Below are 23,472 nucleotides of genomic sequence, written 5' to 3' on the forward strand. Positions count from 1 at the left end.
TCCGAAAACCGGTTCCGACTTTTCGGGATCATGGTTCACTACCATGATTCCCTGGCTCCGCCCGGAACCGGAGCATCGACGGCGGCGGGCACGGGATGCTCCGCCTCGAACCGACGGTAGGCCGGGAGCTGGTTGGTCCAGACATCTTCGGCCAGTTCGCTGACCCACTCACGGTCGTGGTCATTGTCGGCGGCGAGATAGAACATTCTGTTGTCGTCGACATAGGGTTTGGCCACCGAGCGCTGGTTGAGCACCAGCGTGACGCGCTCGCCGAACCGGATCGGCGCGGTGCGATGCAGGACGCCCAGGAACTGGCCGAGCGTCGCGTAGTTCATCTTGTGATCGATGCGCATGACACTGTTGCGCGGGATCTCGCGGCCGGATTCGAGAATGGCGCGGCCGGTTTCGGAGTCGTCGCAATAGATTTCGAGGTGGCCGCCGACCAGCGGATTGCTGATCGACAGCGGAATGAGCTCGGTGACCGGAACGCCATCGCAATGCCACTCCACGGCGCCGTCCCTGGGATTCATGAAGGTGACCGTCGAGCCGACGATCGACAGCGGATAGGGCTCCAGCTTGGTGCCCATCATGTCGGACAGCCGCTCCAGGCGCAGCTTGTCATGCAGCAATTCCCTGATCTCGGGGATGAAACGGTCGGCCCCGGTGATGAAGGTCAGATCGAGGTGCTTGTGCACGGCATGGCTGGCCTTGAGCTTCAGGGCAGCCTCCTCGATCGCGGCAAGCAGTGCCGGGTCATAGCCGTGCAGATATTGCGCGACACCGAAACTCGACACTTTCCAGGCGGTTTCATGGCCGATAATGGCTTCGCGGCTCATCGCATAACGCAGTTCGGGAATGGTATGGGCGTTCATTGTACTTCTCCAGGATGGGGGCAACACTTGGTAAACAGTCGATTAATTCACCCACCCCTGTAAAATTAGGAATGCTGGTGCTAGTGTAAGCCAAGCTTAAGGTCGAAACCGTGCGTCTGCTCAGTCAGGTCAACCTCAATTCGCTGAAAATCGTGGAAAGTGCTGCAAGGCACGGTAATTTCACGCGCGCCGGTGAAGAACAGTTTATTACCGCTTCAGCGGTCAGCCAGCGCGTGAAAAGCCTGGAGGATCAGCTTCGTTTCAAGATTTTCCAGCGCGGCGGCAATGCGGTGTCGTTGACGCCGGAGGGCGAGACCTATGTCTCGCGCGTTCGTGAGGCGCTGGAGCGAATCGTCGCCGCCAGCATGGAAGCGACCGGGCAATCGCAGGAGCATGTGCTAAAAATATCGGTGCTGCCGACCTTCGCGGCACGCTGGCTGTTTCCGCGCCTGCCGCTGTTCCAGCAGCAATATCCCGATATCGTGATGCGGGTCTCAACCTCCTACGCGACGCATGAGCTCACGGCCTCGGAATTCGATCTCGAAATCCGTTATGGCGACGGTCACTTTCACGGGCTGCAGTCCGATCTGCTGTTTCGCGAAGACCTGACACCGGTGTGCAGCCGCAAGCTGTTCCACGAAGTCCTCGGCGACAAGCGGCTGTCGAAGGTGACACCGGACGACCTCAAGCACTTCACCCTGCTGCATTCCGACACCTGCACCCAGAATTGGCAGTCCTGGCTTGGTTTCGCCGGCGCCAGCTTCGTGCTCAGCGAGACCAAGAGCATCTATTTCGACTCGTGCATGATGTCCTACGAGGCAGCCAATTCCGGGATGGGCTTTGCGGTGGCCAACCGTGCCTATATGGCCAGCGACATTCGCGCCGAAAGGCTGGTGGCTCCCTTCGCCGTCCATCATCCGAACACGGCTGGCTGGTATTTTGTCTCTCCGCTGAAAGGCCTTGCCGCACGCAAGGTCCAGTTGTTCAAGCAGTGGGTCATGGCGGAAGCGGCCCTGACCCAGTCCCAGTTGGACAACGAAATCAGGGGCGAGGCTTCGACGGCTGCCTGAATCCATCCGGTGCCTACTGATGCAAAGATGATGCTGCAGCACAAAATGCAGCGATGGTCGGCACAACCTTCGGACTGGCTACGCCAACGCCACCGATCAGGCGAAAGCCCTGCCCTCCTCGGTCCGCTGGAAAAGCATCAGGTCCAACCCCAGGCTTGGCCGTCCCAGGCTGGTCAGGATCGTATGCGCCTGGCCGCGATGGTGGGTCTGGTGGTTGAAGACATGGTCCAGCGCCGGCGCCAGCCTTTGCGAGACGGTGCGCATGTCCGAGACGGTCATGTAGGTGAACCGGCCCGTCAACGCCTTGTCATTGAGGCCGCCGACCCAATCGATGATCCGCCTGTCCTCGGCTTCACGCGCCGCCCGCAGGCCGGTCAACCCCCGATGCAGGATAGCGTCCAGTGTCGTCGGCGCGTCGCCCTCCCCGGTGAAGCGCTTCATCCAGATGCGGTCGGCAGTCAAAAGGTGGTTGAGCGTGCCCATCATCGAGCCGAAGAAGGCGCCGACATCGCGGTTGAATTCCTCATCATCGAGTTCGGCGGCGGCATCAAAGATGCGACCGTTGGCCCATTGATTATAGGCCGCAAACATCATGAAATGCTGTCTCATGGCTTCCCTCGGCTCGCGTCGATGCGGGGCCTACCTAACCCGCACGGGAGCCGCCGCCAATGACCATTCTGCTTTATGATCTCGTCGGACGCGACAGCACACGTCCGTTCAGCCCGCATTGCTGGAAGGTGGCGATGGCGCTTGCCCACAAGGGGCTCGACATATCAACCGTACCGACGCGCTTTCTCGAGGTGCCCGCTGTCGAGGGCGGCGTTTCGAAAACCGTTCCGGTGATCCGCGACGGCGAGACAGTCCTCGCGGATTCCTTCGCCATCGCGCTCTATCTCGATGAAGCCTATCCGGACCGGCCGACGCTGTTTGGCGGTGAAGGCGGCGAGGCGATGGCGCGCTTCATCGAACGCTGGTCGCAAGTGACCATTCATCCCTACGTGACCACCGCGGCCATCATGGACCTTCATGCCATGCAGGACGCGGAAAACGCCGTCTATTTCCGCCAGAGCCGGGAGCAGCGTCTTGGCAAGAGGCTGGAGGAGGTGAAGGCCGCCAGGGAGGCCGGGCTCGGCACTTTCAGAGCCTCGCTGGAGCCATTGCGCTCGATGCTTTTCTATCAGCCGTTCATCGGCGGCGCGGCGCCGCTGTTTGGCGACTATATCGTCTTCGGCGCCTTGCAATGGGCGCGCATAGCCTCGCCCTACCAATTGCTCGACGACGGCGACGTGGTGGCGCAGTGGTTCGCCCGCTGCCTCGACCTGCATGGCGGGCTGGGACGAAAGGTCGCCGCCGCGGCTTGACGCCGTAAAGCAGTAACTTACTTGGCCGCCTTCTTTGGCTTGCCGGCCTTCGTGGCAGCCTTTGCCTCCTTGGGGGCGGCTTTTGGCTTGGCGGCGCCAGCTGCCTTCTTGGTTGGCTTTTTGGCTGCCGACTTGTCCGTGGCGTCCTCCTGGTCGACATCCGCCGCCGCCTGATGCCAATGGCGCTCATGATGTCCAGCCGGCTGGCCCTCTTGCAGCCAGATCTGGTGCGCACGGTTGCGAATGCGTTCCTGACGATCGTCTGTCATGGTCATGTTGTCTCCATACGGCCCGACCTCAGCGCGGCGCCGGCACGCGACTATAGCAAGCAAAGCGTTGCTGTGCAGCCGTCTGATCGGGGGCCCTTGGCAATGGGCCGGGCGGCTTGTATAGAGCCCGCCACTCTCAATTCCATTCTCAGACAAGGACGACCCATGGCGCTCGAACGCACATTTTCCATGATCAAGCCGGACGCAACCCGGCGCAATCTCACCGGCGCCATCACCAGGATGCTGGAAGAGGCAGGCCTGCGCGTCATCGCCTCGCGCCGGGTCTGGATGAGCCGCCGCGAAGCGGAAGGCTTCTATGCCGTCCACAAGGACCGTCCTTTCTTCGGCGAATTGGTTGAATTCATGTCGTCGGCACCGACCGTCGTCCAGGTGCTGGAAGGCGAGAACGCCATTGCCAGGAACCGCGAAGTGATGGGCGCCACGAACCCGGCCAACGCCGCCGAAGGCACCATCCGCAAGGTTCATGCGCTGTCGATCGGCGAAAACTCCGTGCACGGCTCCGACGCACCGGAGACCGCGGCAGAAGAGATCAAGTACTGGTTCTCGGACACCGAGATCGTCGGCTGAGCCGACGATCCAGACCTTGGATTCCGTAAAAAGAAGGCCGGCGTTTCGCCGGCCTTTTTCGTTGGGGGTCAGCTCGCCGCGCTAAAGCGCAGGATCTCGCGGCCATCCTTGCCTGATATGATGAGCTTGCCGGCCTCGACACGGTATGACGCCGCCTTGGCCAGCGCATCGAACAGCGCCTTTTCCTCGGCCATCACCTCTGGCGCACAGGCCTTGTAGGTCGAACCGATGTCTCCGATCACGATCGTTTGCCCATTGACCTTGGCGGTGGCGAAATAGGTGTTGCAGGGGCCGCTGCCGCCCGCCTTGCCGGCCTCGCTGACCCTGAATGTCGCTTGCGGGGCAGCGATGACGCCGATGCCGTCGACATAGTCGACCAGCCAGAGCTGGTCGAAGACCGAAACCGTCGGCTCGGCGTTCGGGGCGACCATCTTCAGCATGATGGTCTGCGGCACGTCGGTCAGCGGATCGACCTGATGGCGCATATCGGAGATGAACAGGAGCTTGTCGTCGACGGTGATGCGGGCTTGCAACGCGTAAGTCATCTGCGACCGGATGACGGAAGGGTCGAATTTGATCTCGAAGCTGATCGGCACCTGGCCGGTCGGCTTTACTTTCTGCTCGCCGATAATGGTGGCCGGCGCATCGGCCAGCGACACATCGGCAAGTTGCACGGAGAGCACGGCACTGGGCGGCAAGGCAATGCGCTCGCGATAGATCACTTCGCCTCTCACTGCCTTTTCGGCGGCAACAGACTGCTCAGGAACGGCCAATATGCCGACGACCAGAGGCACGAAACCGAAGATGAAGAACTCCGCGATCCTGTCCAGCATGACTATCTCCCTCACCCCGGGCTGCCAATGCCCTGGGCTGCCAATGCCCCGGGCTGCCAATGCCCAGGCTGACCAATTCCGCCAATTGGCCAAAGGATTGCGGTCAATGCATGGCTGCGGCGATCTTATTCGGACGCTTTCCAGCGTTGCGCGGCCGTTGCATCGGCTTCCTTGGCCTCGACCCAGCCACCCTCCGAACCGTCAGCCCGATGCTCCTTCTTCCAGAAGGGCGCGCGCGATTTGAGATAGTCCATGAGAAAATTCGCCGCCTCGAACGCCGCATGGCGGTGCGCGGAGGCTGCCACCACCAGCACGATGTTCTCGCCGGGCGCGATCTTCCCGTGGCGGTGGATGGCGGTGAGCCCCTGCAACGGCCAACGCTCGACCGCTTCAGCAGCGATGCGGGCGATTTCTGCTTCGGCCATACCGGGATAGTGTTCGAGCTCGAGCGCTGAGAGCGCGCCCTGCTCGTCGCGGCAAAGGCCTGAGAAGCTCACCACGGCGCCGATATCGGCGCGGCCTAGCGTCAGTCTGGCGATCTCGGCCGCGACGTCAAAATCTTGGCGCTGAATGCGCACGACAGGTAAGACCGCGCCGGTCATGTCAGCCCCCGGTCATCGGCGGGAACAGCGCGATTTCGCGGGCGCCCGCGATCTTCTCGCGGTGCTCGACATGCTCCTGGTTGATGGCGACGCGGATCACGTCGGGATATTGCAGCGCGTGCTCGTAGCCCTCGCCGCGCGATTTCAGCCAGCGCAGGAGATCGGCGACCGTCTCGATGCCAGCCGGCAAGTCGACGTCTTCCTCGGGCATGCCGATGCGCTCGCGCACCCAGGCAAAATAGATGAGCCGGGTCGTCATCTCACTCGTCCATGATGTGCTTGAGGCCGGCGCGGAAATAGTCGTAGCCGGTGTAGAGCGTGACCAACGCCGCGATCCACAGCAGCACCAGCCCGGTCTGGGTGGTCAGCGGAAAGATCTTGTCGCCGGCTGGTCCGGCCAAGAGGAACGCTATGGCGACCATCTGGATGGCGGTCTTCCATTTTGCCAGCTGCGTCACCGGCACCGAGACTTTCAGCGCCGCCAGATATTCGCGCAGGCCCGAGACGAGGATTTCGCGGCACAGGATGATGATCGCCGCCCACAACGACCAGCCGGCAATGCCCGCATGGCGATCGGTGTCCGCAGCCAGCAGCAGCAGGCAGGTGGCGACCAGCAGCTTGTCAGCGATCGGGTCGAGCATCTTGCCGATGTTGGAGGTTTGTTGCCAGGCGCGCGCCAGATAGCCATCCAGATAATCGGTGATCGAGGCGAGCAGGAAGATGATCAGCGCCGACCAGCGGGCAAAGTCGCTCGACTTCAGATGTCCTTCGAGAAAAAAGCACAGCACCACCATCGGCACCGCGACGATGCGGGCGTAGGTGAGCATGTTGGGCAGGTTGAACGCGCGCTTGGCCATATCCGGGAAACTCTTTCTGCCTGCCTACTCAAATCAGAAGCGAATGTGGGGGGTCAACAGGCCAGATTCGACAGGCCAGATGAAAGTGCCAGATTTTTCAACTCTCGTGGAAGTGATTGTAGACCAGTTTCGCCACCTGCTCGGAAATCCCGTCGACTTTCCGCAGATCCTCGATGGCCGCGCGGCTGACCGCCTTGGCGGTGCCGAATGCCAGCAGCAATGCCCGCTTGCGGCCGGGACCGATGCCGCTGATCTCATCCAGTGGGCTCTTGACCATTTCCTTCTTGCGGCGAGCCCGATGCGAGCCGATCGCGAAACGGTGAACCTCATCGCGCAGCCGCTGGACGAAATAGAGCACGGGGTCGCGGACCGGTAGCGAAAACGAGTCCCTGCCTTTGACGAAGAACCGCTCGCGGCCGGCATCGCGGTCCTGGCCCTTGGCGATGCCGATGGCAACCACGCGATCCTCGATGCCGAGATCGGCGAGGATCTTGCGCACCGCGGTCATCTGGCCCTGGCCACCGTCGATCAGGATGACATCGGGCCAGGCCGGGAAGCTGCCGGAGATATCGTCCTCCATATCGTCTGCCGAACCGCCGGCTGCATCCCCAGCCGGGACATCGCCATGCTCCTTGAGCAACCGCGAAAACCGCCGTTCCATCACCTCGCGCATCATGCCGAAATCGTCGCCAGGCGTGATCTCGGTCGAGCGGATGTTGAATTTCCGGTACTGGTTCTTCACGAACCCCTCCGGTCCGGCAACGACCATGGCGCCGACGGCATTGGTGCCCATGATGTGCGAATTGTCGTAGACCTCGATGCGCACTGGCGGCTTCGGCAGGCCGAATGTCTCGGCGAAACCGGCAAGCAGGCGTCCCTGGGTGGAGGTTTCAGCCAGCCGGCGTCCGAGCGCTTCGCGGGCATTCTGCAAAGCGTTGTCGGTCAGGTCCTTCTTCTCGCCGCGCTGCGGCACGGAGATCGCGACCTTGCGGCCGGCGCGGGTGGAGAGCGCCTCGGCCAGCAATTCCTGATCCTCGACGCCATGCGACAGAAGAATGTTCCGCGGCGTCGGCTTGTCGTCATAGAACTGCGCCAGGAACGAGCCCAGCACCTCGGCTGCTTCCAACGCCGGATCGGCCTTGGGGAAATAGGCGCGGTTGCCCCAGTTCTGGCCGGTGCGGAAGAAGAACACCTGGATGCAGACCTGGCCGCCTTCCTGATGGATGGCGAAGACATCGGCTTCGTCGACGGTCGCCGGATTGATGCCCTGGTGGCTCTGCACATGCGACAGGGCCGCTAACCGGTCGCGATAGATCGCGGCGCGCTCGAAATCGAGAGCTTCCGACGCCTGCTGCATGGCGGCCGAGATTTCCGTCTTCACCTTCTGGCTGCGGCCGGACAAGAAGTCCTTCGCCTCATTGACCAGCTCGGCATAGTCCTGGTGCGAGACCTCGCCGGTGCAGGGACCGGCGCAGCGCTTGATCTGATAAAGCAGGCATGGCCGCGTGCGGTTCTCGTAGAACGAGTTGGTGCAACTGCGCAGCAGAAAGGCGCGCTGCAGCGAGTTGATGGTGCGGCCAACGGCACCGGCCGAAGCAAAGGGGCCGAAATAATCGCCTTTGCGCGAACGCGCGCCGCGATGCTTATAGATGCCGGGCGAGACATGGTCGCCGGTCAAGAGGATATAGGGAAACGACTTGTCGTCGCGCATCAGGACGTTGAATCGCGGCCGCAAGCGCTTGATAAGATTGGCTTCGAGCAGCAGCGCTTCGATCTCGGTGCGGGTGACGACGAACTCCATCGTCGACGTCTCGCGCACCATGCGGCCGATGCGGGTGGTGTGGAAGCGGCCTTGCGCGTAGTTGGTGACGCGCTTCTTCAGGCTGCGCGCCTTGCCGACATAGAGCACATCGCCGGCAGCGTTCATCATGCGGTAGACGCCGGGCGCGTTGGGCAGCCGCTTGACCAGCGTCTGGATCACCTCGGCACCGATCATGCCTTCCGCGTCGCCGGCATGCGGCGTCCAGTCGATGGCGGTGAAGGCGACATCGGGACCGACGGTTTCAACCATCTCCTCGACCGCCTCGTCCTCGAGGTCGATATCGGGAGGCAGATCGTCGGTGCCGCCGCGCGGCTTGCTTTTGTGGTCTATAGGACTCATTCCGTCATGCCTGTCACATCGGGCGTCTGCCACGCAAGATGCTGGCCGCCATCGAGCGCGATCATCTGGCCGGTGACCGAGCGCGCTTCCCAGAGATAGCGGATTGTGGCGCCGAATTCCGGCAATTCCGGGCCGCGCTTGAGGATCAAGCCATCGACTTGGGCTGCAAAATCGCTGTCGTCCTGACGCGCGTTCTTCAATGTCGGCCCCGGGCCGATGGCATTGACGCGGACGCGGGGACCGAGCGCTTGCGCCATCATCTGGGTGGCTGTCCACAGCGTCGATTTGGACAGTGCATAGGAAAAGTAGCGCGGCGTCGGCCGCCAGACGCGCTGGTCTATCATGTTGACGATCAGGCCCTCCTGCCCTGCCGGTAGTGCCCGGGCGAAATTCTGCGCCAGGAGCGCGGGCGCTTTCACATGGACGGCAAAGTGCCGGTCCCAGGCCCGCCAGTCGAAATCCAGAACCGAATCGTCCTCGAAGAGCGACGCGTTGTTGACCAGCAGCGAGAGCGGCCCGAGCGCTGCTTGCGCCTCGCCGATAAGGTCATCGATGGCGTCCATATCGGTCAGGTCGGCGGCGACCACCGCGGCGCGGCCATCTCCGGCGATGATTTCGGCAGCCAACGCATCGGCCTCGGTGCGCGAGCGGTTGCAATGGATGGCGACGGCAAAACCGTGCGCGGCGAGATCCTCGACGATCGCCCTGCCGATCCGCCTGGCCCCGCCCGTCACCAGCGCCGTGACAGTGGCTTTGCTCATATGGTGTCAATCCTCAATTTCGGCCCGAAAAAGCAGTGCCGGCGAAATATGGCCCGGCATGCGTTAAATGGTGTTCGCACCTTGGGCAGCATTGTGGCGAAACGGCCGTTTGGGCATCTTGGCCCGCCCTGGACTCAGGCGTGCCCGACCGCAATATAGGGTGCTGGAGTCCTTGCACCAAGCGGTGTGCAGCGCAGCACCGGATGGTTCCTGCCATTTCGCTGTTGCGAAGATGCAACGTCAAGGTTCTGCCTCATTTGCGCCGGGGAATGACCCAAGTTCAGGTTCGCTTCAGCCGCATTTTGACACGACATTTGGAACCGACGAACGCCAGATCCGTTTCACCCCCCGGACGGGTCGATGGCGATCGTGAGAAACAAGCCTGTGTCCTGTGGCTTAAGGAGTAAAGAACAATGCAAGCCAATCTCAAATTCGCACGGCCGCTGGCCGTTGCGCTCGGGCTCTTCGCCCTCAGCGGAACTGCCTATGCTGCTGACGTGGTTTCGGAAGAGCCGCCGGCACCTGCGCCGATCGCTGAACTTCCCGTCGCTTCGTGGGCCGGCCCCTACGCCGGTCTCAACGTCGGCTATGGCTTCAGCGGCCATACCAAGGAAAAGGATCTGGGTGTTGACAATGTTGACGTCGGCACCAAGGGCTTCGTCGGCAGCGTTTTCGGCGGCTATCAGTGGCAGCAAGAGAACTTCGTCTACGGCGCTGAAGCCGAACTCGGCTACAACGGCGTCAAGGGCGACGATTCTGGCGTCAATTCCAAGGCCGGCTTCGAGGGTTCGTTGCGAGCCCGTCTCGGCTATGCCGTGACCCCCGAAATCCTGCTCTATGGCACCGGCGGTCTCGCCGGAAGAAGCCTGAAGGTCGAAGACGACGTATACGGTTCGGACCGCGCCACGTTGCTCGGCTGGACCGCTGGTCTCGGCACCGACATCAAGCTGACCGACAATGTCTTCGGTCGCGTCGAGTATCGTTACACCGACTTCGGCAGCAAGAGCTTCGATGGCATCGGCAAGGTCAAGGCCACCGACAACCGCGTCACCTTCGGCGTCGGTATGAAGTTCTAAGTCGTTCAAGCCACGACACGAAAAAGCCGGGCCTCGCGCCCGGCTTTTTTTATGCTCGCGTGATTTCCGGGTAAATCTATTCGGGTAATGGGCGGTCAACCGGGAATGCAGGGCTTCAGTTCTGGAAACTTCTCGTCGAAGCGTGCCGCCCACCGCGTCAGCCGGGCGCGACCCTTCTCCCATTTCCCGGCAAAGCGCAGCGCGAGATAGCCAAGGCAGGCGCGCAGCGCCATCTGGCCGGCGGTGATCTTTTTCGGCAGCTTCGGCGGGTTGGCGTTGAGCAGGTCGAGTGCCGCCGTGATCTTCGCCCACTGGCGATCGAGCCAGGGCTGATAGACCATCTCCTCAGGCCGCGTGCGCCGTTCATAGACCATCGACAGCGCACAGTCGCAAATGCCGTCGGCCAATGCCTCCAGCACTTCTGCCTCGAGCCGCTTGTCGGGATTGCGTGGAAAAAGCGCGCTCTTCGACAAACGGTTGAGATGCTGGGTGATGGCGCGACTGTCATGGATGGAGCGACCGTCGTCGAGCACCAGAACCGGAATCTTGCCGAGCGGGTTGGCGATCATCAAGTCGGCCGGCTTCTCCTCGGTCTTGATCGGCACCAGATCGACAGCGATGCCGGCATAGGCTGCCGCCATTCGTACCTTGGAACTGTAGGGAGAAGACGACGCATAGAGCAGTCTGGGCATGATCCGTTTCCTGTTTTGCAGGCCGGCAGTGTTGACCGATCGGGCGCGATCGGGCAATGGCCAGAAGCGGAAAACCCAGCCGCCAGCGAGCGACGCAGCGGCCAGGGCCGTTTAGCGAGCGCTCCATGAAGACGGTGCTTCATCACCATGGTTGCCGGGATCGCGCGAAGCCGCCAGCCGACTGGCAAGACCGACGAGCCTCGCGCCGATGTTTCATCACCCGCATGAATGACACGAAAAAAGCCCCACCGGACTCCGCCCTATGGCGAAGTCCTGGGAGCTGCGAAAAGATATCCTCCGTCCGCCTCTGTTCTCGCCTTCCGACTGCCTAAACAACGAGCGGGGCGCCCTGTGAGGCACCCGCCCTTGACTGTTTCGGCACCGCCCCCGGCGAGGGAAGCGCGACTACTTCTTGCCGGCCTTCGCGGGCGCTGCCTTCGGCTTGGCCGCAGGTGCCGCTTTCTTCACCGGCGCTGAAGATTTCGCTGCCGCAGCCTTCTTTGCCGGAGCAGCCTTGGCAGCCGGCTTCTTGGCTGGTGCAGCCTTGGCAGCCGGTTTCTTGGCAGGTGCTGCTGCCTTCTTCGCTGCGGGTTTCGCCGCAGCTTTCGCTGCAGGCTTCTTGGCCGGTGCCGCCTTGGCAGCCGGCTTTGCCGCTGCCTTGGCGGGTGCCGCCTTCTTCACTGCCGGTTTCGCCGCAGCTTTCGCTGCCGGCTTCTTGGCCGGTGCTGCTTTTGCCTTGGCCGCCGCGGCCTTCGGCTTGGCAGCAGGTGCTGCTTTCTTCACTGCAGCTGCGACCTTTGCCGTCGCTGCTTTTGCGGGTGCTTTCTTTGCCGGTGCCTTGGACGCCGGCGCTTTGGATGACTGCTTAGCCATGCGATGCCCCTTCCTTTGTGCCGACGGCCGTAATGACCCGGCGCGCTCATGCATATCTGACTCGCGGCTTGCTAGCCAGCGAAGCAATAGACTGATTTTCGCAGCTTAAATTTCGGTTACGATCGGCACATGGTCGTGCTGATCGTCGCAGAAATTCACTTCTGATCTTCGACCATTGGCTAGAATGTGTCGCCGACATTCTCCACAGTCCGCGGAAGCGCTCCTCTCGTGAAGCTCCGAAGATCAGCGAGCAGCTTTGCGTGTCGATCGTCGGTCGCCGATATCATGACCGCTGCCTCATCGGTGCGATCATCTCGTGCAGGCGGACGATCTATACTGCAATGCGACAGCCGATCGGTGCATCGTCTTGTCAAGCACGAACGCAGATCGGCCTGCTCGTGAATTGACAGATAACTCTACATGGCAGAGTATTCTGTACAGCATGCTGGAGCATTTCAATGTCGATCGCACAGGAGCAAGCGGCGCTGTCGCCGTTCGAGATTGCCAAGACGGTCCGCCACGGCGGCAGCATGGTTGTCGGCGGCCTCCGGCTTGGCTGCGCCGGAGCCAATCGATGAGTGCCGACGAAATCATCCACCAGAGCACTCGGCTCAGGATCATGGCGGCGCTGAGCATGCTGGAAAGGCGGCAAACGCTGGATTTCACCGGGCTGAAAGCCATCGTGGACGTCACCGACGGCAATCTCGGTGCGCATCTCGATACGCTGGCCAGGGCTGGTTATGTCGACATCGAAAAGCTGTTCGTCGGCCGCCGGCCGCAGACGCGCGTCAGGGCGACGACGAGCGGACGGCGCGCGTTCCGCGGCCATGCCGCATTCCTGCGCAAGATCCTCGATCAGGCCGAGGCGGCGGCGCGCAGGAAATAGCGTGATGACTGGGCAATCCGCTCAGCGCGCGGCAACAACGGCAACGCCGGCGCCGATCATCACACCGCCCGCCGCGCGGTTCACCCGGCGTACGATCCTTGGTGTGCGCAACAGGCTGCGGGCGCGACCGGCGAGGACGACATGACCGCCGATCACCACGACCTCGACGGCCACGATCACCATCATCAGCACACCGAGATGACCTGCGTCGAGCGATGCGCCGACGACGCTAGGCAACAGCGCAATGTAGAACAACGGCATTTTCGGATTGCCAAGATTGAGCGCGATGCCGGTGGCAAAAATCATCAACAGCCCTCGCCGTCCTGAGATGGGCTGCAGTTCGGGAATGACGGGCGCCGCCATCCACAGCCTGATGCCCGTCCAGACCAGATAGGCCGCTCCACCATAGCGAAGCACCGTCATGACGATCGCCATCTTGGCGGCGACGATCGACAGGCCGAAGGCGGCGAGGATCAGGAAGATGAGGATGCCGACCACGGTGCCGGCACCGTAGGCGATGCCCGACGCGGCGCCATTGGAGATTGTGCGCGCGATGATCGTCATGTTGTCCGGACCCGGGCTGGCAGCGAACACGAAGAAGGCGGCCGCAAAGGCAAGCGAGGTCGCGAGATCCATGAAAACTCCCGAGGGTAATGCCGCTCTCGGGAGTCCAGACTAGCCGGTTTACCTGTCGGCGCCATCAGGAAAATCGAGAAACTGCGCGATGCGCATTTCCGTCACGGCTGATAGCCGAGGCAGATGGCGCCGAGCGCGACGATGGCGCAGGCGCCGACCCGCCGCGGCGTCAGCACCTCGCCGAGGAACAGACGTCCGATGAAGGCCGCGAAGACGACGCTGGTTTCGCGGATCGCGGTGATCGGACCGGCCGGTCCGAGCGCGAAGGCCGCGACCACGACACCGTAGGCCAGAAGTGCAAACAGGCCGCCGCCCAGCGCCTTCCAGGTTTCCGGCGCACCCAGGTCGACTGTGAGCCGGCCACGGCAGGCGACGAAGGCCGCCGGCAGCAACGCGCCGTAGATCAGCAGCACCCATGCGGTATAGGCGCCGGCGTTTCCCGCCGCCCGAACGCCGAGCGCATCGACCGTCGCATAGGCGGCGATGATCGCTCCCGTTGCCAGCGCATAGAGTATCGATGTCGTGGCGGCCCTGCCCCTTCCGAGAGAAAGGCCCATGATGCCGCCCGCGACCAGCGCGACACCGATGGTCTGCGGCAGAGTGAGCTGCTGGTTGGCCAGGAAGAACCCGCCGAGCGTGACGAGCAGCGGCACGCTGCCGCGAACGATCGGATAGACCTGTCCCAGCTCGCCATATCTGTAGGCGGCCACCAGAAACAAACTGTAGCCAACCTGCAGGCAGGCCGAGAGCACAATGTAGGACCAGGCCGGCGCGGCCGGAAGGGCGTGGAAGAAGGCTAAGGGGATGGCGAGCGCCGTACTGGAAAAGCTCATGACGGTGACGGTCCACAACCTGTCGGCCCCCGTGCGCAGGAACGCGTTCCAGGTTGCGTGCAGGATCGCCGCAAACAATGCGAGCCCGATGACCAGCGGGCTCATTGGGACTTACGCGAAGCAGCGACGATGCCCATGGCCGCCTTGCGGGCGTCGCGAATGGCGGCGTCGGCCGGCCCCATCTGCGCCAGCAAGGTCGCACCTTCGATCAGCATAAGCAGTGTCGCCGCCACGCTTTCGGCGCGGCCGCGCGGCATCATCTCTTCGAGGATAGACCGCATGCGCCGCTTGAGGCCGTTCTTCTGCCTGACAACGGCCTTGAAAACCGGATGCCCGGGATCGCCGAACTCGGCCAATGCATGTGCGAACAGACAGCCATGGAAATCGGCGCTGCGGAACCAGCGTGCATGCCAGTCAAAGATCCTTCCGATTTTCTGTTCCGGCGGAATGCCCTCCTGGGCGAGCCGGTCGAGCTGGCGGTCGAAACGCATAGCGCGATAGTCGAGCACCTCGACGATCAATTCGTCCTTGCTGGGGAAGTGGCGATACATCGTCATCTTGGCCACATCGGCTTCGGCGATGATCCGGTCGATACCCGTCGCATGAAAACCGGCGCGCTTGAACAGCACGTAGGCCGTTTCAAGGACGTGCTGGCGCTTATCGGAAACGGGCGATGGTGTCATGGCGCATACCAAGGTGGTGAGACAGGTCTGCCTCATATCTATGCGACGGATCGCGCCAGCTGTCAACGCAGCACGAAAAACGCCTGCAGCCGATCAAGCCACAGGCGCGAAAGAGATTGGAAGGGGAAACCGGGTTTAGCGCAGAATGCGGCAGCGGCCGTTGTAGACCATCCAGCGGTCGAAGCCCGAGACGCAGAATTCGACATTGTCGCCGATCGAGGCAAAGCCCTGGCCTTCCTCGATCAGGTACCAGATGGTGCGATCGCGGCCGTCGGACAGGCTGACGGTGGCCCCGCAATAACGGCGACCGATCGGCCAGGTATCGTCGGCCGCCAGATAGCGATGCTGGTGAATGCGCCGGAAATCAGTGATCTCTACATCCGGCAGATGCGGCACGTGATGCACCTGATAGGAAAAGCGGCTGGTGATCTTGTTCAGTACCCAAGGCTGACCGCAGACCCCGCTGTCTTCATCGGAATAGACCGTAAGATCGGCGGCCTGCACGGTCTGGGTGATACCGAGAGGCGCGGCAAGCGGGGTGCAGAGCGAAATCAGGGCGGCAAGAGCGGATTTGGCGAAGCGAGTCATGGCAGCCTCTCAAGGTCGATTGTGCGCACTGTGCGGATTCGCTCGGCGGCGGTCAAGCGGTTGCGTTGACAATGGTTTCCCAGTTTGAAACTGCTTTTCGACCAAAGCCGAATTTACACGGCACCGGAATGGCTCTGGCACGTTCATGCCCGGATCCAAAAGAGCGCGGGTCCCGGGTCGTCAATGAGCCCGCCTCAAGCCTGCTCGCCGGCCAGCCATTCCAACGACCAGTGCGCCGGCCGCCCCACCGCAAGCAGCCTGTGCAGGGCCGGCAGCAGCGTCCGCAGCTCGCCCTCCAGCGTGAACGGCGGATTGACCACCAGCAGACCGCTGCCGTCGAGGCTGGGTTCCAAAGAGGCCGGCCTGATCTCGAATTCGATGTCGAGCAGCTTCGGGATGCCCGATTGCTTCAGCGCCTTGCGGAAAGCGATGATCGCCTTGCGGTCCTTGATCGGATACCAGAGCGCGTAGATGCCGCCTGGCCAGCGCTTGTGCGCCCTTATGAGCCCGTCGACGAGGCGATCGAACTCACCCGCTTCCTCGAATGGCGGATCGATGAGAACAAGGCCGCGCTTCTCCTTCGGCGGCAGATGGGCGCCGAGCGCGAGCCAACCATCGAGTTCGATGATCCGGGCCTGGAAATCGCCGGCAAAGAACGTCCTCAGCCTCGCGGCATCCTTGGGGTGCAGCTCGATCGCGGTCAGCCTGTCCTGCTTGCGCATGAGATGGCGCGCAATCAACGGGGAGCCCGGGTATTTCTGGATGCCACCCTCAGGGTTGAGCGACCGTATTGTCTCCAGATAAGGCGCGAGCAGTGCTGCCACCGGCGCGGCAAACGGGGCATCGATCAGCCTGCCGATGCCGCCTTGCCACTCACCCGTCTTCTGCGCTTCGGCCGACGACAGATCGTAGCGGCCAATGCCGGCATGGGTGTCGACGACCCGAAACGCCTTGTCCTTCTGCTTCAGATACTCGAGCAAGCGCGTCAGCACGACATGCTTGACGACGTCGGCGAAATTCCCGGCATGGTAAGCGTGGCGGTAGTTCATCGTCTTGTGCCGTTATGCATGTCGTTGTCCCAAAACCGCTGCACACTTTTGGGCGACATGCATCAGCCCCTGCCCCAGCGCGGCGGTGGCGGCTGAGAGTTCGGATTTTCCGGCCGACCGCCTCGAGTGCGCAAGGTCAGCAAAAATCCGATCAGGCCGATCGCCATCAGCGCGAAGCCGACCGGCCGTGCACGGCTGTCGATCTCGCCTGCGCCGGAGCGCAGGATGAGATCGACAGCCCGCATCGGTATGTCGTCGGCATCACCCGGTCCGACGGTGAAGACGTAGGGACCCGGGCTGACGGTCGCGATGACGCCGGCCTCGTCGCGAAAGATCTTGTCGGGCAGTTGCGGGCTGGCCTGGCGAGGATTGTCGGAATGGTTGAACTGCAGCGTCGAGGCGAGCACCGTGCGGCCATTGCTGGCGGCGGTCAGCGTCAGCACGGTGCGCTGCTGCGAGACGATGCGCTCGGCTCTTGCGGTCAGGTCGACCAGCACCCGCACCGGCGCATCGCGGCCGGAGAGCGGCACCGTCAGCGGCTTGAAACGGCCTTGCTCATAGACCCGCCAGGTGCCGATCTCGTGCCCGGAGAAATTGCTCATCGCCCAGGGATAGATGACACCGACGCCGGCGCCGACAAGCAGGATCAGGACAAACAGAAAGCGCATTCACATCACCATGGCGTATCGTAACCTTGCCAATAGCGCCCCGACGGCCAAAAGGCGATGGCCAGTTGCGGCAGCCACCCTGGAGGTGGACCGTGCGGGGTGCGAGCGCAACCAGATTGGCGGCGTGGCTGCGCAACAATGCCGATAACGTTCTACCTATGCGCTCAAAAATTAAGCCGTGTATTTCGCGCGCCGCGCTGAATATTGCTGTCGGCTCATTCTTGGCCGTTCTTGCTGTCAGGTTTTGATTCTACCTCAAGGGACAGCTTGCCGCGTCCGGCAACATGTTGACGTCGATCGAGCCAATATGCTGATTCGTAAACAGGATTTGCCTTGTGCGCCATGCTTCGATCCGAGAGGCCGTAGCCGCTTTCATGATTAACCATTCGCGAGCGCATTTGGTTAAGAAATTGCTAATTTAGTTGACTATAATTTCCACAGGTATATTTTCGATGCGTTGGGATGTGCAATTTGGGCGAGCAATCGATGGTGACACCGGGCGTGTGATCGCGATTTCGGGGCGCGGAGAATGCTGAGCGGCAGCACGGAGGTTGTGTAGTCGCACCAGCTTCGCGAAAGCCAAAGAACAATTGACGCACATCAGTGATGGCGGTTCCGCAGATGCGGAGGTTTGCCACGTTCTCAGGAACGTGGCCGGGCGATGCTTTGTCCCGGCCCGGCGGTAGCGTGTTCGGTGCGTATGAGGAAAGCATGACTAAGCTTGTCAAGGTTCTGAAACTGGAATCCGGCAGCCAAAAGGACGCCAGCCAAAGCCGACGACGCGCCCTTGTCGCCGGAGGAGCGGGATTTTTAGGTTCGCATCTGTGCGAACGTCTTTTGCGGGACGGATACGACGTTGTCGCGCTGGACAATTTCCACACCGGCAAAAGATACAATCTCAATGCCCTTCAGCGCAATCCGAGCTTCAGCTGCATCGAGCACGACATCGTCGATGCACTGCCTTCGGACCTTCAGTGCGACGAGATCTACAATCTCGCCTGCCCAGCCTCTCCGCCGCACTACCAGGCAGATCCGATCCACACCTTCAAGACAAGCGTGCTTGGCTCGCTGAACCTTCTGGAACTCGCGCGACAGAACAAGGCCAAGATATTCCAGGCCTCGACGTCCGAAGTCTATGGCGATCCCTTCGTGCATCCACAGCCCGAGAGCTACTTCGGCAACGTCAACACGCACGGGCCGCGCTCCTGCTACGATGAAGGCAAGCGCTCGGCCGAAACCCTGTTCTTCGATTATTCGAGAACCTATGGTCTCGATATTCGTGTCGCCCGCATTTTCAACACCTACGGTCGCCGCATGCAGCCCGACGATGGACGTGTGGTTTCGAACTTCATCGTCCAGGCGCTGCGCGGCGAGGACCTGACCGTCTATGGCAGCGGCCAGCAGACGCGCTCCTTCTGCTATGCCGACGACCTGATCGAGGGCTTTATCCGGCTGATGAATGCGCCGAACGCGCCCGCCCACCCGGTCAATCTCGGCAACCCTGCCGAATTCACCATCATGGAACTGGCGACGCTGGTCGTCGATTACACCAACGCCCGATCGAAGATCGTGCATCGGCCGCTGCCCGTCGACGATCCCAGGCAACGCAAGCCGGACATCTCCTTTGCCAGGGCCAATCTCGGCTGGGAGCCGAAAATCAGCTTGAGCCAGGGGCTCGCGCGTACCGTCGAGTATTTTGATACCCTGCTCTACGGAAGTCACACCGCCAGAGGAGCTGCTGCTTCATGAGCCGGCCGGCGGTCCTGGTGACGGGTGGAGCCGGCTTCATCGGCAGCCACACCTGCAAGCAGTTGGCCGCCGCCGGCTACATGCCGGTGGTTTTCGACAATCTGAGCCGCGGCAATGAGAGATCCGTCGCCTGGGGGCCGCTTGTCGTCGGCGATATCCGGGATCGGGATGCACTGCGGCGGGCGATGGAAACGCACCGGCCGACGGCCGTGATCCATTTTGCTGCGCTGGCCTATGTCGGAGAGTCCGTTCGCGAGCCGGCCGAATATTATTCGACCAATGTGACAGGCACCATCGCGGTGCTCGATGCCGCACGCGCGAGTTCGATCGAAAACATCATCTTCTCCAGCAGCTGTGCGACCTACGGCGTGCCGGAGGCGTTGCCGGTTCGCGAGACCTCCTCGCAAAATCCGATCAGCCCCTATGGGCGCACCAAGCTGATCGGCGAACAGATCATCGGCGACTATGCGTCCGCGTACGGAATGAAATTTGCGATCCTGCGCTATTTCAATGCTTGTGGCGCCGATCCCGATGGCGAGCTCGGTGAGTGGCATTCGCCGGAAACCCATCTGGTTCCCAGAGTGCTCATGGCCGCATCGGGCATCATCGACGCGATCGAGGTTTTCGGCACCGACTACGACACGTCGGACGGCACTTGCGTAAGGGATTATATCCACGTCACCGATCTGGCCCGCGCCCACCTGAAAGCGCTCATGCATCTCGAGGGTGGCGGGCGAAGCCTTGCGGTCAATCTCGGCACAGGGCGAGGCGTCTCCATCAAGGAGATTGTCAAGGCGGTCGGCCGAATGACGTCGAGGCCGGTTCCGGCAGTGTTCAGGAGCCGACGCCCCGGAGATCCGGCGGAGCTCTACGCCGACCCGGGAAGCGCACGCGAACATCTTGGCTTTGTGCCGGAGCTTTCAGACATCGATACGATTGTCAGGACGGCCGCTCCCTTTTTCGGACTGAAGACCAGGCCCATGAAACTGCCGCCAGTGAGGGCGGCAGCGCCGGTCGTCGCCCGACGGGTCAGAGATAGCGGGGGTGACAGCTCGCGCGCTGGCCAAATCCGCTAGGGCTGCAGATATAAGGCGAGCCGCCCGAGAACGTGCTGCCATCGCCCGGATTGAACGAGATGTTCACCGGCGCCGGCGTGCTGGCTTTGATCCGTTGCGGCGGTGCAAAGGCGTAGGCACTTTCGGTCCCTATTGTGCTTGTCATCTGGATCGGAAGGTCGGCCCGGAGCGAGCGCACGAGAAATCTGGCCTGCACGGGCTGGACCGCGGGCTGACTGCGGACCGGGTGGACGATGGGCCTGATAAGGACCGAACCGGTTTCAGTTGCGTCCATACCTTGACAACCTGCAACCATAGAGCTCAGCGCCACAGCCGCGGCAATAGATACGACATTCTTGCTTGAGCGAAATACGCTCGCGGAATTTCTCATCCTCTGTCCCTTGCTATCAAGTATAAGCCAGGGGCGCATTGCGACATACTATACTTGGGCCGCTTCCACGCCGCATGAGTGACCACTCGCACATCACACGTTATATTAGATATCACTAATTATTAAATTTCATCAAAACCGTATGGCAGGCCATCGTCTTGTCGTCCGGGTGATGCAATTGAATGCGATTAAATGCGATCGGCGCGCCGATCGCGCCTGCCGAGCCACTCAACTATAAGCGATTCGCGGGTTCCACGACAGGCGCACGGGAAGAACAGCCAGGCCATCTCAGCGCGGCCGGAAGCGCGGCCTACTTTTTGGCATCGACCAGCTTGCGGGTCACTTCGAACTGCGCGCCCTTGGTGTCGCCTGCTTCGAACTTCTTGTATTCGTCGGAAGGATCCTCGGGAGATCGCTTGAAACCGTACCATTCCCCGTCCGGATCCTTGCGTTGCTCGATATTCCGGCCCTGAATGCGGTGGCTGTAGCAGGTGCGGTGCTGCTCGCCGGTGTAACCTTTCGATCGCCAGGCGAGCTCCATGCACATCTTGCCGTCCTTGGTCACCAGCCATCTGCCCTCCGCGACAGACGTGGTGTCCTGCCCGGACGTCCAGGCCTGGAGACGTCGATTGTCCTGCGCGAAAAAGGCCGCGCCGTTTTTCCATATCCATGTGCGGTCGGCATAAAGAAGCTGCAGCTCGTAGGCAGTTGGAGCCGGTGCGATGACCGTTCCCGCTGGTCTGCCGTCTTTGGCGGCAGCCGCATGCGCCGTTCCCGAAAGCGCCGTCTGGCCGCAGAGGGCCAGGAGAAACATGAGTTGCATACAAGTTGCGAACCGACAATGTTTGCGTCGACGGTCGACACCATGCGGTGGCAATCCGGTCAGAGCTGTCAGTACAATTGGCGTTCGCATGCCCGTTTTGCCCAAGGTAGCACTATCATCGCTCTGACAGCCGTATGAACTATTTAACAGTCGCGAGAACGGTGATGTCAACCTTTGCGAGCGGACGGACAACAACCGTTCCAGATGTGCGCATCCCGCTGTCGTCAAAATTAAGAAATGTGTCATATGCTCTGCCCAACTCTGACAATCGCACTCAAAAGCAACATCCGCAGACGTGAGGGAGGACGCGGTTTCAAATGGCGGGCGACCCGGAATTGAACCAGGCTGAAGGTCAGCAATACCGGCAGCAGTCGACCGTCCGGGAAACGACTGCTCGCAACACCGTGAGCCCCAACATGGCGATCTTGCTGGGGATACTGTTCATTGCGATCCTGTTCAGGTTCCACAACATAACCTTGCCGCTGGTCGATGCCTTCAGCTGGCGCGAAACAAGTACCGCGATGATGGCCGACAATTTCCAGCAGCGCAGCTGGAACATCTTCTTCCCCGAGGTCAGCTGGACCGGGCCCGGGCCAAGCTATCAGGGCCGCGAGTTCCAGATCGTCAGCTATCTGACCGCCATACTCTACCAACTCTTTGGCTGGCACGACTGGTTCGGCCGCATGATTGCGGCCCTTTTCGGCTTGGTGACGGTGTTTTCACTGCACAGACTAACGGCGCTATGCTGGGGCGAGACGCACGCCCACGCCGCGGCACTTGCCTATGCGCTGATGCCGGCGGCGATCATGATCGACAGCTCGTTCCTTCCCGACCCCTCGATGCTGGCTCTGGTAACCTTGGGCGTCTGGCTTTTCACGAAATACTGGACGGGAGGCAGCGCGTGGCTGCTCCCCTTCGCCACAGCCAGCTTTTCCCTCGGTGTGCTTGCAAAACCACCGGGTTTGGCTGCTGGAGGCGTCATATTCTATCTGATGGTTTGCTGGCTTTTGCAAAATCGGCGAAAGCATGCGGCCAAAGTATTCATAAGCGGACTGGTCAGCCTGTTCGTCATCGGCGCCTACTACAGCTGGGCCATTTATCTCGGGCGAACCTATCCGCCCTTTCATGTCGCGGGCAGCGGATACATCTGGGATTCTGGATTCTGGACGTTTTTCAACAACGATTTCTATTTCAAATCTGTTTGGAACACGTCGGTCTGGTGGTTTTATGGCTATCCGTTCATGATTTTGATGGCGGTCGGATTCTGGATGCCGCCCCAGCCAGTCGCGGAATCGAAAGAACGCGCTCTTTCGGCCATACCTTTCATATGGCTTGCAGCGGCCTCTGTTGTTTATCTCGCTGCGGCACGTGAGATCACGACCAATCCATGGAACTATCATATATTCCATGTGCCATTTGCGATGTTTTGCGGCCGTGGCGCGGTCGTCCTGGCGACGCTTGGAGCCAAAACCGTTTCGTCTCCTGGGGTAATTCTGCGGTCGATTTGCATCGCGGCCGCTATGCTTGTCTGGTCGACTTTTCCCCTCGTCCGGACGATGAAGGCGCCCTTCGCCATGAATGGAAAGTTGCTTGGCGACGAGCTGGCGCGCAGGGCCCAACCTGGCGATCTTGTCGTGGCCATCGCTCCGGAGGTGGGAGATCCCGTCGCAGTCTATTACAGCAGGGCGCGCGGGTGGGTGTTTCCGCCTGGTGGCGGCGACGTGGAGTGGTCCAGGTTCGTCGAGGACGATGCCATCGCGATAGCACAGCTTGAGGAACTTCGCACGCAAGGCGCGGATTGGTTCGGCGTGGCAAAGGATGCCGAAGACAGTCAGAAACGGCCGTTCATCGAGCATCATGACGGGGTGATCGACTATCTCAACAAGATCGGGACCAAGCGGCTGGATTCGGACAACCTCCTGATTTATGAAATCAGCCGGCCTTGATCTGGTCAGGCCGTTGGGCTTATGGGCTGGGGATCAGGCAAACGTTGGAAATCCGGCGACGGTCAGCGACCTTGCCGACCCGCCCTCGCCTGCCCAACGCAGCAAGCTAAGCGAGACAAGCCGGCCAGCAAGCTCAAATATCTCTACGGC

General features: G+C 61.5%; 26 protein-coding genes. 8 read left to right on the forward strand and 18 right to left on the reverse strand.

Features of this window, described 5'->3' with window-relative positions:
• Positions 1-38 precede the first annotated feature (38 nt).
• A complete protein-coding gene (locus tag EN990_RS35480) occupies positions 39-872 on the reverse strand; it encodes a hypothetical protein (RefSeq protein WP_024504290.1) in 834 nt (277 codons plus the stop codon).
• Positions 873-982: 110 nt separating this feature from the next.
• Here EN990_RS35480 and EN990_RS12755 point away from each other — a divergent pair, with 110 nt between their 5' ends.
• Complete coding sequence (locus tag EN990_RS12755) at positions 983-1,942, forward strand: LysR substrate-binding domain-containing protein (protein ID WP_024504291.1); 960 nt, start codon at positions 983-985, stop codon at positions 1,940-1,942.
• A gap of 96 nt (positions 1,943-2,038) precedes the next feature.
• Here EN990_RS12755 and EN990_RS12760 read toward each other — a convergent pair whose 3' ends face one another.
• Positions 2,039-2,551 (reverse strand): DinB family protein, encoded by a 513-nt coding sequence (locus EN990_RS12760; protein WP_127370369.1) that lies wholly within the window; start codon positions 2,549-2,551, stop codon positions 2,039-2,041.
• A 59-nt stretch (positions 2,552-2,610) separates the two neighbouring features.
• On the opposite strand from EN990_RS12760, the gene EN990_RS12765 reads away from it, so the two are divergent.
• On the forward strand, positions 2,611-3,303 hold the full coding sequence (locus EN990_RS12765; protein WP_127367016.1) for a glutathione S-transferase family protein: 693 nt from the start codon (positions 2,611-2,613) through the stop codon (positions 3,301-3,303).
• A 17-nt stretch (positions 3,304-3,320) separates the two neighbouring features.
• Here the strand turns inward: EN990_RS12765 and EN990_RS12770 are convergent, their stop codons facing one another.
• A complete protein-coding gene (locus EN990_RS12770; protein WP_013532475.1) occupies positions 3,321-3,578 on the reverse strand; it encodes a DUF2934 domain-containing protein in 258 nt (85 codons plus the stop codon).
• A gap of 159 nt (positions 3,579-3,737) precedes the next feature.
• Between EN990_RS12770 and ndk the strand changes: the two genes are divergently transcribed.
• Positions 3,738-4,160, forward strand: a complete 423-nt coding sequence (gene ndk, locus EN990_RS12775; protein ID WP_013532476.1) for a nucleoside-diphosphate kinase — start codon at positions 3,738-3,740, stop codon at positions 4,158-4,160.
• Positions 4,161-4,228: 68 nt separating this feature from the next.
• Here ndk and EN990_RS12780 read toward each other — a convergent pair whose 3' ends face one another.
• From EN990_RS12780 to EN990_RS12805, 6 genes are all read right to left on the reverse strand, one after another.
• Complete coding sequence (locus EN990_RS12780) at positions 4,229-4,993, reverse strand: YbaY family lipoprotein (RefSeq protein WP_013532477.1); 765 nt, start codon at positions 4,991-4,993, stop codon at positions 4,229-4,231.
• 125 nt (positions 4,994-5,118) lie between these two features.
• Complete coding sequence (locus EN990_RS12785) at positions 5,119-5,595, reverse strand: molybdenum cofactor biosynthesis protein MoaE (protein WP_063171808.1); 477 nt, start codon at positions 5,593-5,595, stop codon at positions 5,119-5,121.
• 1 nt (position 5,596) lies between these two features.
• Positions 5,597-5,854 carry a molybdopterin converting factor subunit 1 gene (gene moaD / locus EN990_RS12790; RefSeq protein ID WP_013532479.1) on the reverse strand — a complete coding sequence of 86 codons (258 nt, stop codon included), beginning with the start codon at positions 5,852-5,854 and terminating at the stop codon, positions 5,597-5,599.
• A gap of 1 nt (position 5,855) precedes the next feature.
• On the reverse strand, positions 5,856-6,452 hold the full coding sequence (gene pgsA, locus EN990_RS12795) for a CDP-diacylglycerol--glycerol-3-phosphate 3-phosphatidyltransferase (RefSeq protein WP_013532480.1): 597 nt from the start codon (positions 6,450-6,452) through the stop codon (positions 5,856-5,858).
• Between the two features lie 97 nt (positions 6,453-6,549).
• Positions 6,550-8,613 carry an excinuclease ABC subunit UvrC gene (gene uvrC / locus EN990_RS12800; protein WP_127384680.1) on the reverse strand — a complete coding sequence of 688 codons (2,064 nt, stop codon included), beginning with the start codon at positions 8,611-8,613 and terminating at the stop codon, positions 6,550-6,552.
• The gene (locus EN990_RS12805; RefSeq protein ID WP_127370141.1) at positions 8,610-9,374 is read right to left on the reverse strand and encodes an SDR family oxidoreductase; all 765 of its coding nucleotides are present in this window, start codon (positions 9,372-9,374) and stop codon (positions 8,610-8,612) included. The genes uvrC and EN990_RS12805 overlap by 4 nt, the downstream gene beginning before the upstream one ends.
• Positions 9,375-9,787: 413 nt before the next feature.
• On the opposite strand from EN990_RS12805, the gene EN990_RS12810 reads away from it, so the two are divergent.
• On the forward strand, positions 9,788-10,450 hold the full coding sequence (locus EN990_RS12810) for an outer membrane protein (protein WP_013532483.1): 663 nt from the start codon (positions 9,788-9,790) through the stop codon (positions 10,448-10,450).
• Positions 10,451-10,545: 95 nt separating this feature from the next.
• Here the strand turns inward: EN990_RS12810 and EN990_RS12815 are convergent, their stop codons facing one another.
• The gene (locus EN990_RS12815) at positions 10,546-11,142 is read right to left on the reverse strand and encodes a glutathione S-transferase family protein (protein ID WP_013532484.1); all 597 of its coding nucleotides are present in this window, start codon (positions 11,140-11,142) and stop codon (positions 10,546-10,548) included.
• 405 nt (positions 11,143-11,547) lie between these two features.
• Positions 11,548-12,015, reverse strand: a complete 468-nt coding sequence (locus tag EN990_RS12820; RefSeq protein ID WP_063167706.1) for a hypothetical protein — start codon at positions 12,013-12,015, stop codon at positions 11,548-11,550.
• A gap of 574 nt (positions 12,016-12,589) precedes the next feature.
• Here EN990_RS12820 and EN990_RS12830 point away from each other — a divergent pair.
• A complete protein-coding gene (locus tag EN990_RS12830; RefSeq protein WP_013532486.1) occupies positions 12,590-12,901 on the forward strand; it encodes a transcriptional regulator in 312 nt (103 codons plus the stop codon).
• A gap of 21 nt (positions 12,902-12,922) precedes the next feature.
• Here the strand turns inward: EN990_RS12830 and EN990_RS12835 are convergent, their stop codons facing one another.
• The 6 genes from EN990_RS12835 to EN990_RS12860 all read right to left on the reverse strand — a co-directional run bounded on the left by EN990_RS12835 (position 12,923) and on the right by EN990_RS12860 (position 17,358).
• Positions 12,923-13,537 carry a LysE family translocator gene (locus EN990_RS12835; RefSeq protein WP_064993149.1) on the reverse strand — a complete coding sequence of 205 codons (615 nt, stop codon included), beginning with the start codon at positions 13,535-13,537 and terminating at the stop codon, positions 12,923-12,925.
• Positions 13,538-13,638: 101 nt separating this feature from the next.
• The gene (locus tag EN990_RS12840) at positions 13,639-14,475 is read right to left on the reverse strand and encodes a DMT family transporter (protein ID WP_024504298.1); all 837 of its coding nucleotides are present in this window, start codon (positions 14,473-14,475) and stop codon (positions 13,639-13,641) included.
• Complete coding sequence (locus EN990_RS12845; RefSeq protein ID WP_127368187.1) at positions 14,472-15,053, reverse strand: TetR/AcrR family transcriptional regulator; 582 nt, start codon at positions 15,051-15,053, stop codon at positions 14,472-14,474. The genes EN990_RS12840 and EN990_RS12845 overlap by 4 nt, the downstream gene beginning before the upstream one ends.
• Positions 15,054-15,188: 135 nt before the next feature.
• A complete protein-coding gene (locus EN990_RS12850) occupies positions 15,189-15,641 on the reverse strand; it encodes a hypothetical protein (RefSeq protein WP_127368186.1) in 453 nt (150 codons plus the stop codon).
• 194 nt (positions 15,642-15,835) lie between these two features.
• The gene (locus tag EN990_RS12855) at positions 15,836-16,690 is read right to left on the reverse strand and encodes a 23S rRNA (adenine(2030)-N(6))-methyltransferase RlmJ (RefSeq protein ID WP_024504300.1); all 855 of its coding nucleotides are present in this window, start codon (positions 16,688-16,690) and stop codon (positions 15,836-15,838) included.
• Between the two features lie 62 nt (positions 16,691-16,752).
• The gene (locus tag EN990_RS12860; RefSeq protein ID WP_013532492.1) at positions 16,753-17,358 is read right to left on the reverse strand and encodes a hypothetical protein; all 606 of its coding nucleotides are present in this window, start codon (positions 17,356-17,358) and stop codon (positions 16,753-16,755) included.
• A gap of 711 nt (positions 17,359-18,069) precedes the next feature.
• On the opposite strand from EN990_RS12860, the gene EN990_RS12865 reads away from it, so the two are divergent.
• Both EN990_RS12865 and galE read left to right on the forward strand, forming a co-directional pair.
• Positions 18,070-19,107: a UDP-glucuronic acid decarboxylase family protein gene (locus EN990_RS12865; RefSeq protein ID WP_024504301.1), complete on the forward strand. Its 1,038-nt coding sequence runs from the start codon at positions 18,070-18,072 to the stop codon at positions 19,105-19,107.
• A complete protein-coding gene (gene galE / locus EN990_RS12870; RefSeq protein WP_063171800.1) occupies positions 19,104-20,183 on the forward strand; it encodes a UDP-glucose 4-epimerase GalE in 1,080 nt (359 codons plus the stop codon). Before EN990_RS12865 ends, galE begins: the two co-directional genes overlap by 4 nt.
• A 680-nt stretch (positions 20,184-20,863) precedes the next feature.
• Here galE and EN990_RS12880 read toward each other — a convergent pair.
• Positions 20,864-21,466: a DUF995 domain-containing protein gene (locus EN990_RS12880; RefSeq protein WP_245469180.1), complete on the reverse strand. Its 603-nt coding sequence runs from the start codon at positions 21,464-21,466 to the stop codon at positions 20,864-20,866.
• 227 nt (positions 21,467-21,693) lie between these two features.
• Here EN990_RS12880 and EN990_RS12885 point away from each other — a divergent pair, with 227 nt between their 5' ends.
• Positions 21,694-23,322 carry a glycosyltransferase family 39 protein gene (locus EN990_RS12885; RefSeq protein ID WP_127368185.1) on the forward strand — a complete coding sequence of 543 codons (1,629 nt, stop codon included), beginning with the start codon at positions 21,694-21,696 and terminating at the stop codon, positions 23,320-23,322.
• Positions 23,323-23,472: the final 150 nt, after the last annotated feature.

Origin of the sequence: Mesorhizobium sp. M7A.F.Ca.US.005.03.1.1 (assembly GCF_003997975.1) — a bacterium.
GTDB lineage: Bacteria > Pseudomonadota > Alphaproteobacteria > Rhizobiales > Rhizobiaceae > Mesorhizobium > Mesorhizobium ciceri.

Bases quoted from the DNA above. Each gene is read 5' to 3' on its own strand.
- EN990_RS12885 (WP_127368185.1), top strand. From the start codon at position 21,694: ATGGCGGGCGACCCGGAATTGAACCAGGCTGAAGGTCAGCAATACCGG.
- EN990_RS12780 (WP_013532477.1), bottom strand. From the start codon at position 4,993: ATGCTGGACAGGATCGCGGAGTTCTTCATCTTCGGTTTCGTGCCTCTG.
- EN990_RS12785 (WP_063171808.1), bottom strand. From the start codon at position 5,595: ATGACCGGCGCGGTCTTACCTGTCGTGCGCATTCAGCGCCAAGATTTT.
- EN990_RS12840 (WP_024504298.1), bottom strand. From the start codon at position 14,475: ATGAGCCCGCTGGTCATCGGGCTCGCATTGTTTGCGGCGATCCTGCAC.
- EN990_RS12865 (WP_024504301.1), top strand. From the start codon at position 18,070: ATGACTAAGCTTGTCAAGGTTCTGAAACTGGAATCCGGCAGCCAAAAG.
- EN990_RS35480 (WP_024504290.1), bottom strand. From the start codon at position 872: ATGAACGCCCATACCATTCCCGAACTGCGTTATGCGATGAGCCGCGAA.
- galE (WP_063171800.1), top strand. From the start codon at position 19,104: ATGAGCCGGCCGGCGGTCCTGGTGACGGGTGGAGCCGGCTTCATCGGC.
- EN990_RS12845 (WP_127368187.1), bottom strand. From the start codon at position 15,053: ATGACACCATCGCCCGTTTCCGATAAGCGCCAGCACGTCCTTGAAACG.
- pgsA (WP_013532480.1), bottom strand. From the start codon at position 6,452: ATGGCCAAGCGCGCGTTCAACCTGCCCAACATGCTCACCTACGCCCGC.
- EN990_RS12810 (WP_013532483.1), top strand. From the start codon at position 9,788: ATGCAAGCCAATCTCAAATTCGCACGGCCGCTGGCCGTTGCGCTCGGG.
- EN990_RS12855 (WP_024504300.1), bottom strand. From the start codon at position 16,690: ATGAACTACCGCCACGCTTACCATGCCGGGAATTTCGCCGACGTCGTC.
- EN990_RS12850 (WP_127368186.1), bottom strand. From the start codon at position 15,641: ATGACTCGCTTCGCCAAATCCGCTCTTGCCGCCCTGATTTCGCTCTGC.
- ndk (WP_013532476.1), top strand. From the start codon at position 3,738: ATGGCGCTCGAACGCACATTTTCCATGATCAAGCCGGACGCAACCCGG.
- EN990_RS12820 (WP_063167706.1), bottom strand. From the start codon at position 12,015: ATGGCTAAGCAGTCATCCAAAGCGCCGGCGTCCAAGGCACCGGCAAAG.
- EN990_RS12760 (WP_127370369.1), bottom strand. From the start codon at position 2,551: ATGAGACAGCATTTCATGATGTTTGCGGCCTATAATCAATGGGCCAAC.
- moaD (WP_013532479.1), bottom strand. From the start codon at position 5,854: ATGACGACCCGGCTCATCTATTTTGCCTGGGTGCGCGAGCGCATCGGC.
- EN990_RS12765 (WP_127367016.1), top strand. From the start codon at position 2,611: ATGACCATTCTGCTTTATGATCTCGTCGGACGCGACAGCACACGTCCG.
- EN990_RS12770 (WP_013532475.1), bottom strand. From the start codon at position 3,578: ATGACCATGACAGACGATCGTCAGGAACGCATTCGCAACCGTGCGCAC.
- EN990_RS12880 (WP_245469180.1), bottom strand. From the start codon at position 21,466: ATGCGAACGCCAATTGTACTGACAGCTCTGACCGGATTGCCACCGCAT.
- EN990_RS12860 (WP_013532492.1), bottom strand. From the start codon at position 17,358: ATGCGCTTTCTGTTTGTCCTGATCCTGCTTGTCGGCGCCGGCGTCGGT.
- EN990_RS12805 (WP_127370141.1), bottom strand. From the start codon at position 9,374: ATGAGCAAAGCCACTGTCACGGCGCTGGTGACGGGCGGGGCCAGGCGG.
- uvrC (WP_127384680.1), bottom strand. From the start codon at position 8,613: ATGAGTCCTATAGACCACAAAAGCAAGCCGCGCGGCGGCACCGACGAT.
- EN990_RS12835 (WP_064993149.1), bottom strand. From the start codon at position 13,537: ATGGATCTCGCGACCTCGCTTGCCTTTGCGGCCGCCTTCTTCGTGTTC.
- EN990_RS12815 (WP_013532484.1), bottom strand. From the start codon at position 11,142: ATGCCCAGACTGCTCTATGCGTCGTCTTCTCCCTACAGTTCCAAGGTA.
- EN990_RS12830 (WP_013532486.1), top strand. From the start codon at position 12,590: ATGAGTGCCGACGAAATCATCCACCAGAGCACTCGGCTCAGGATCATG.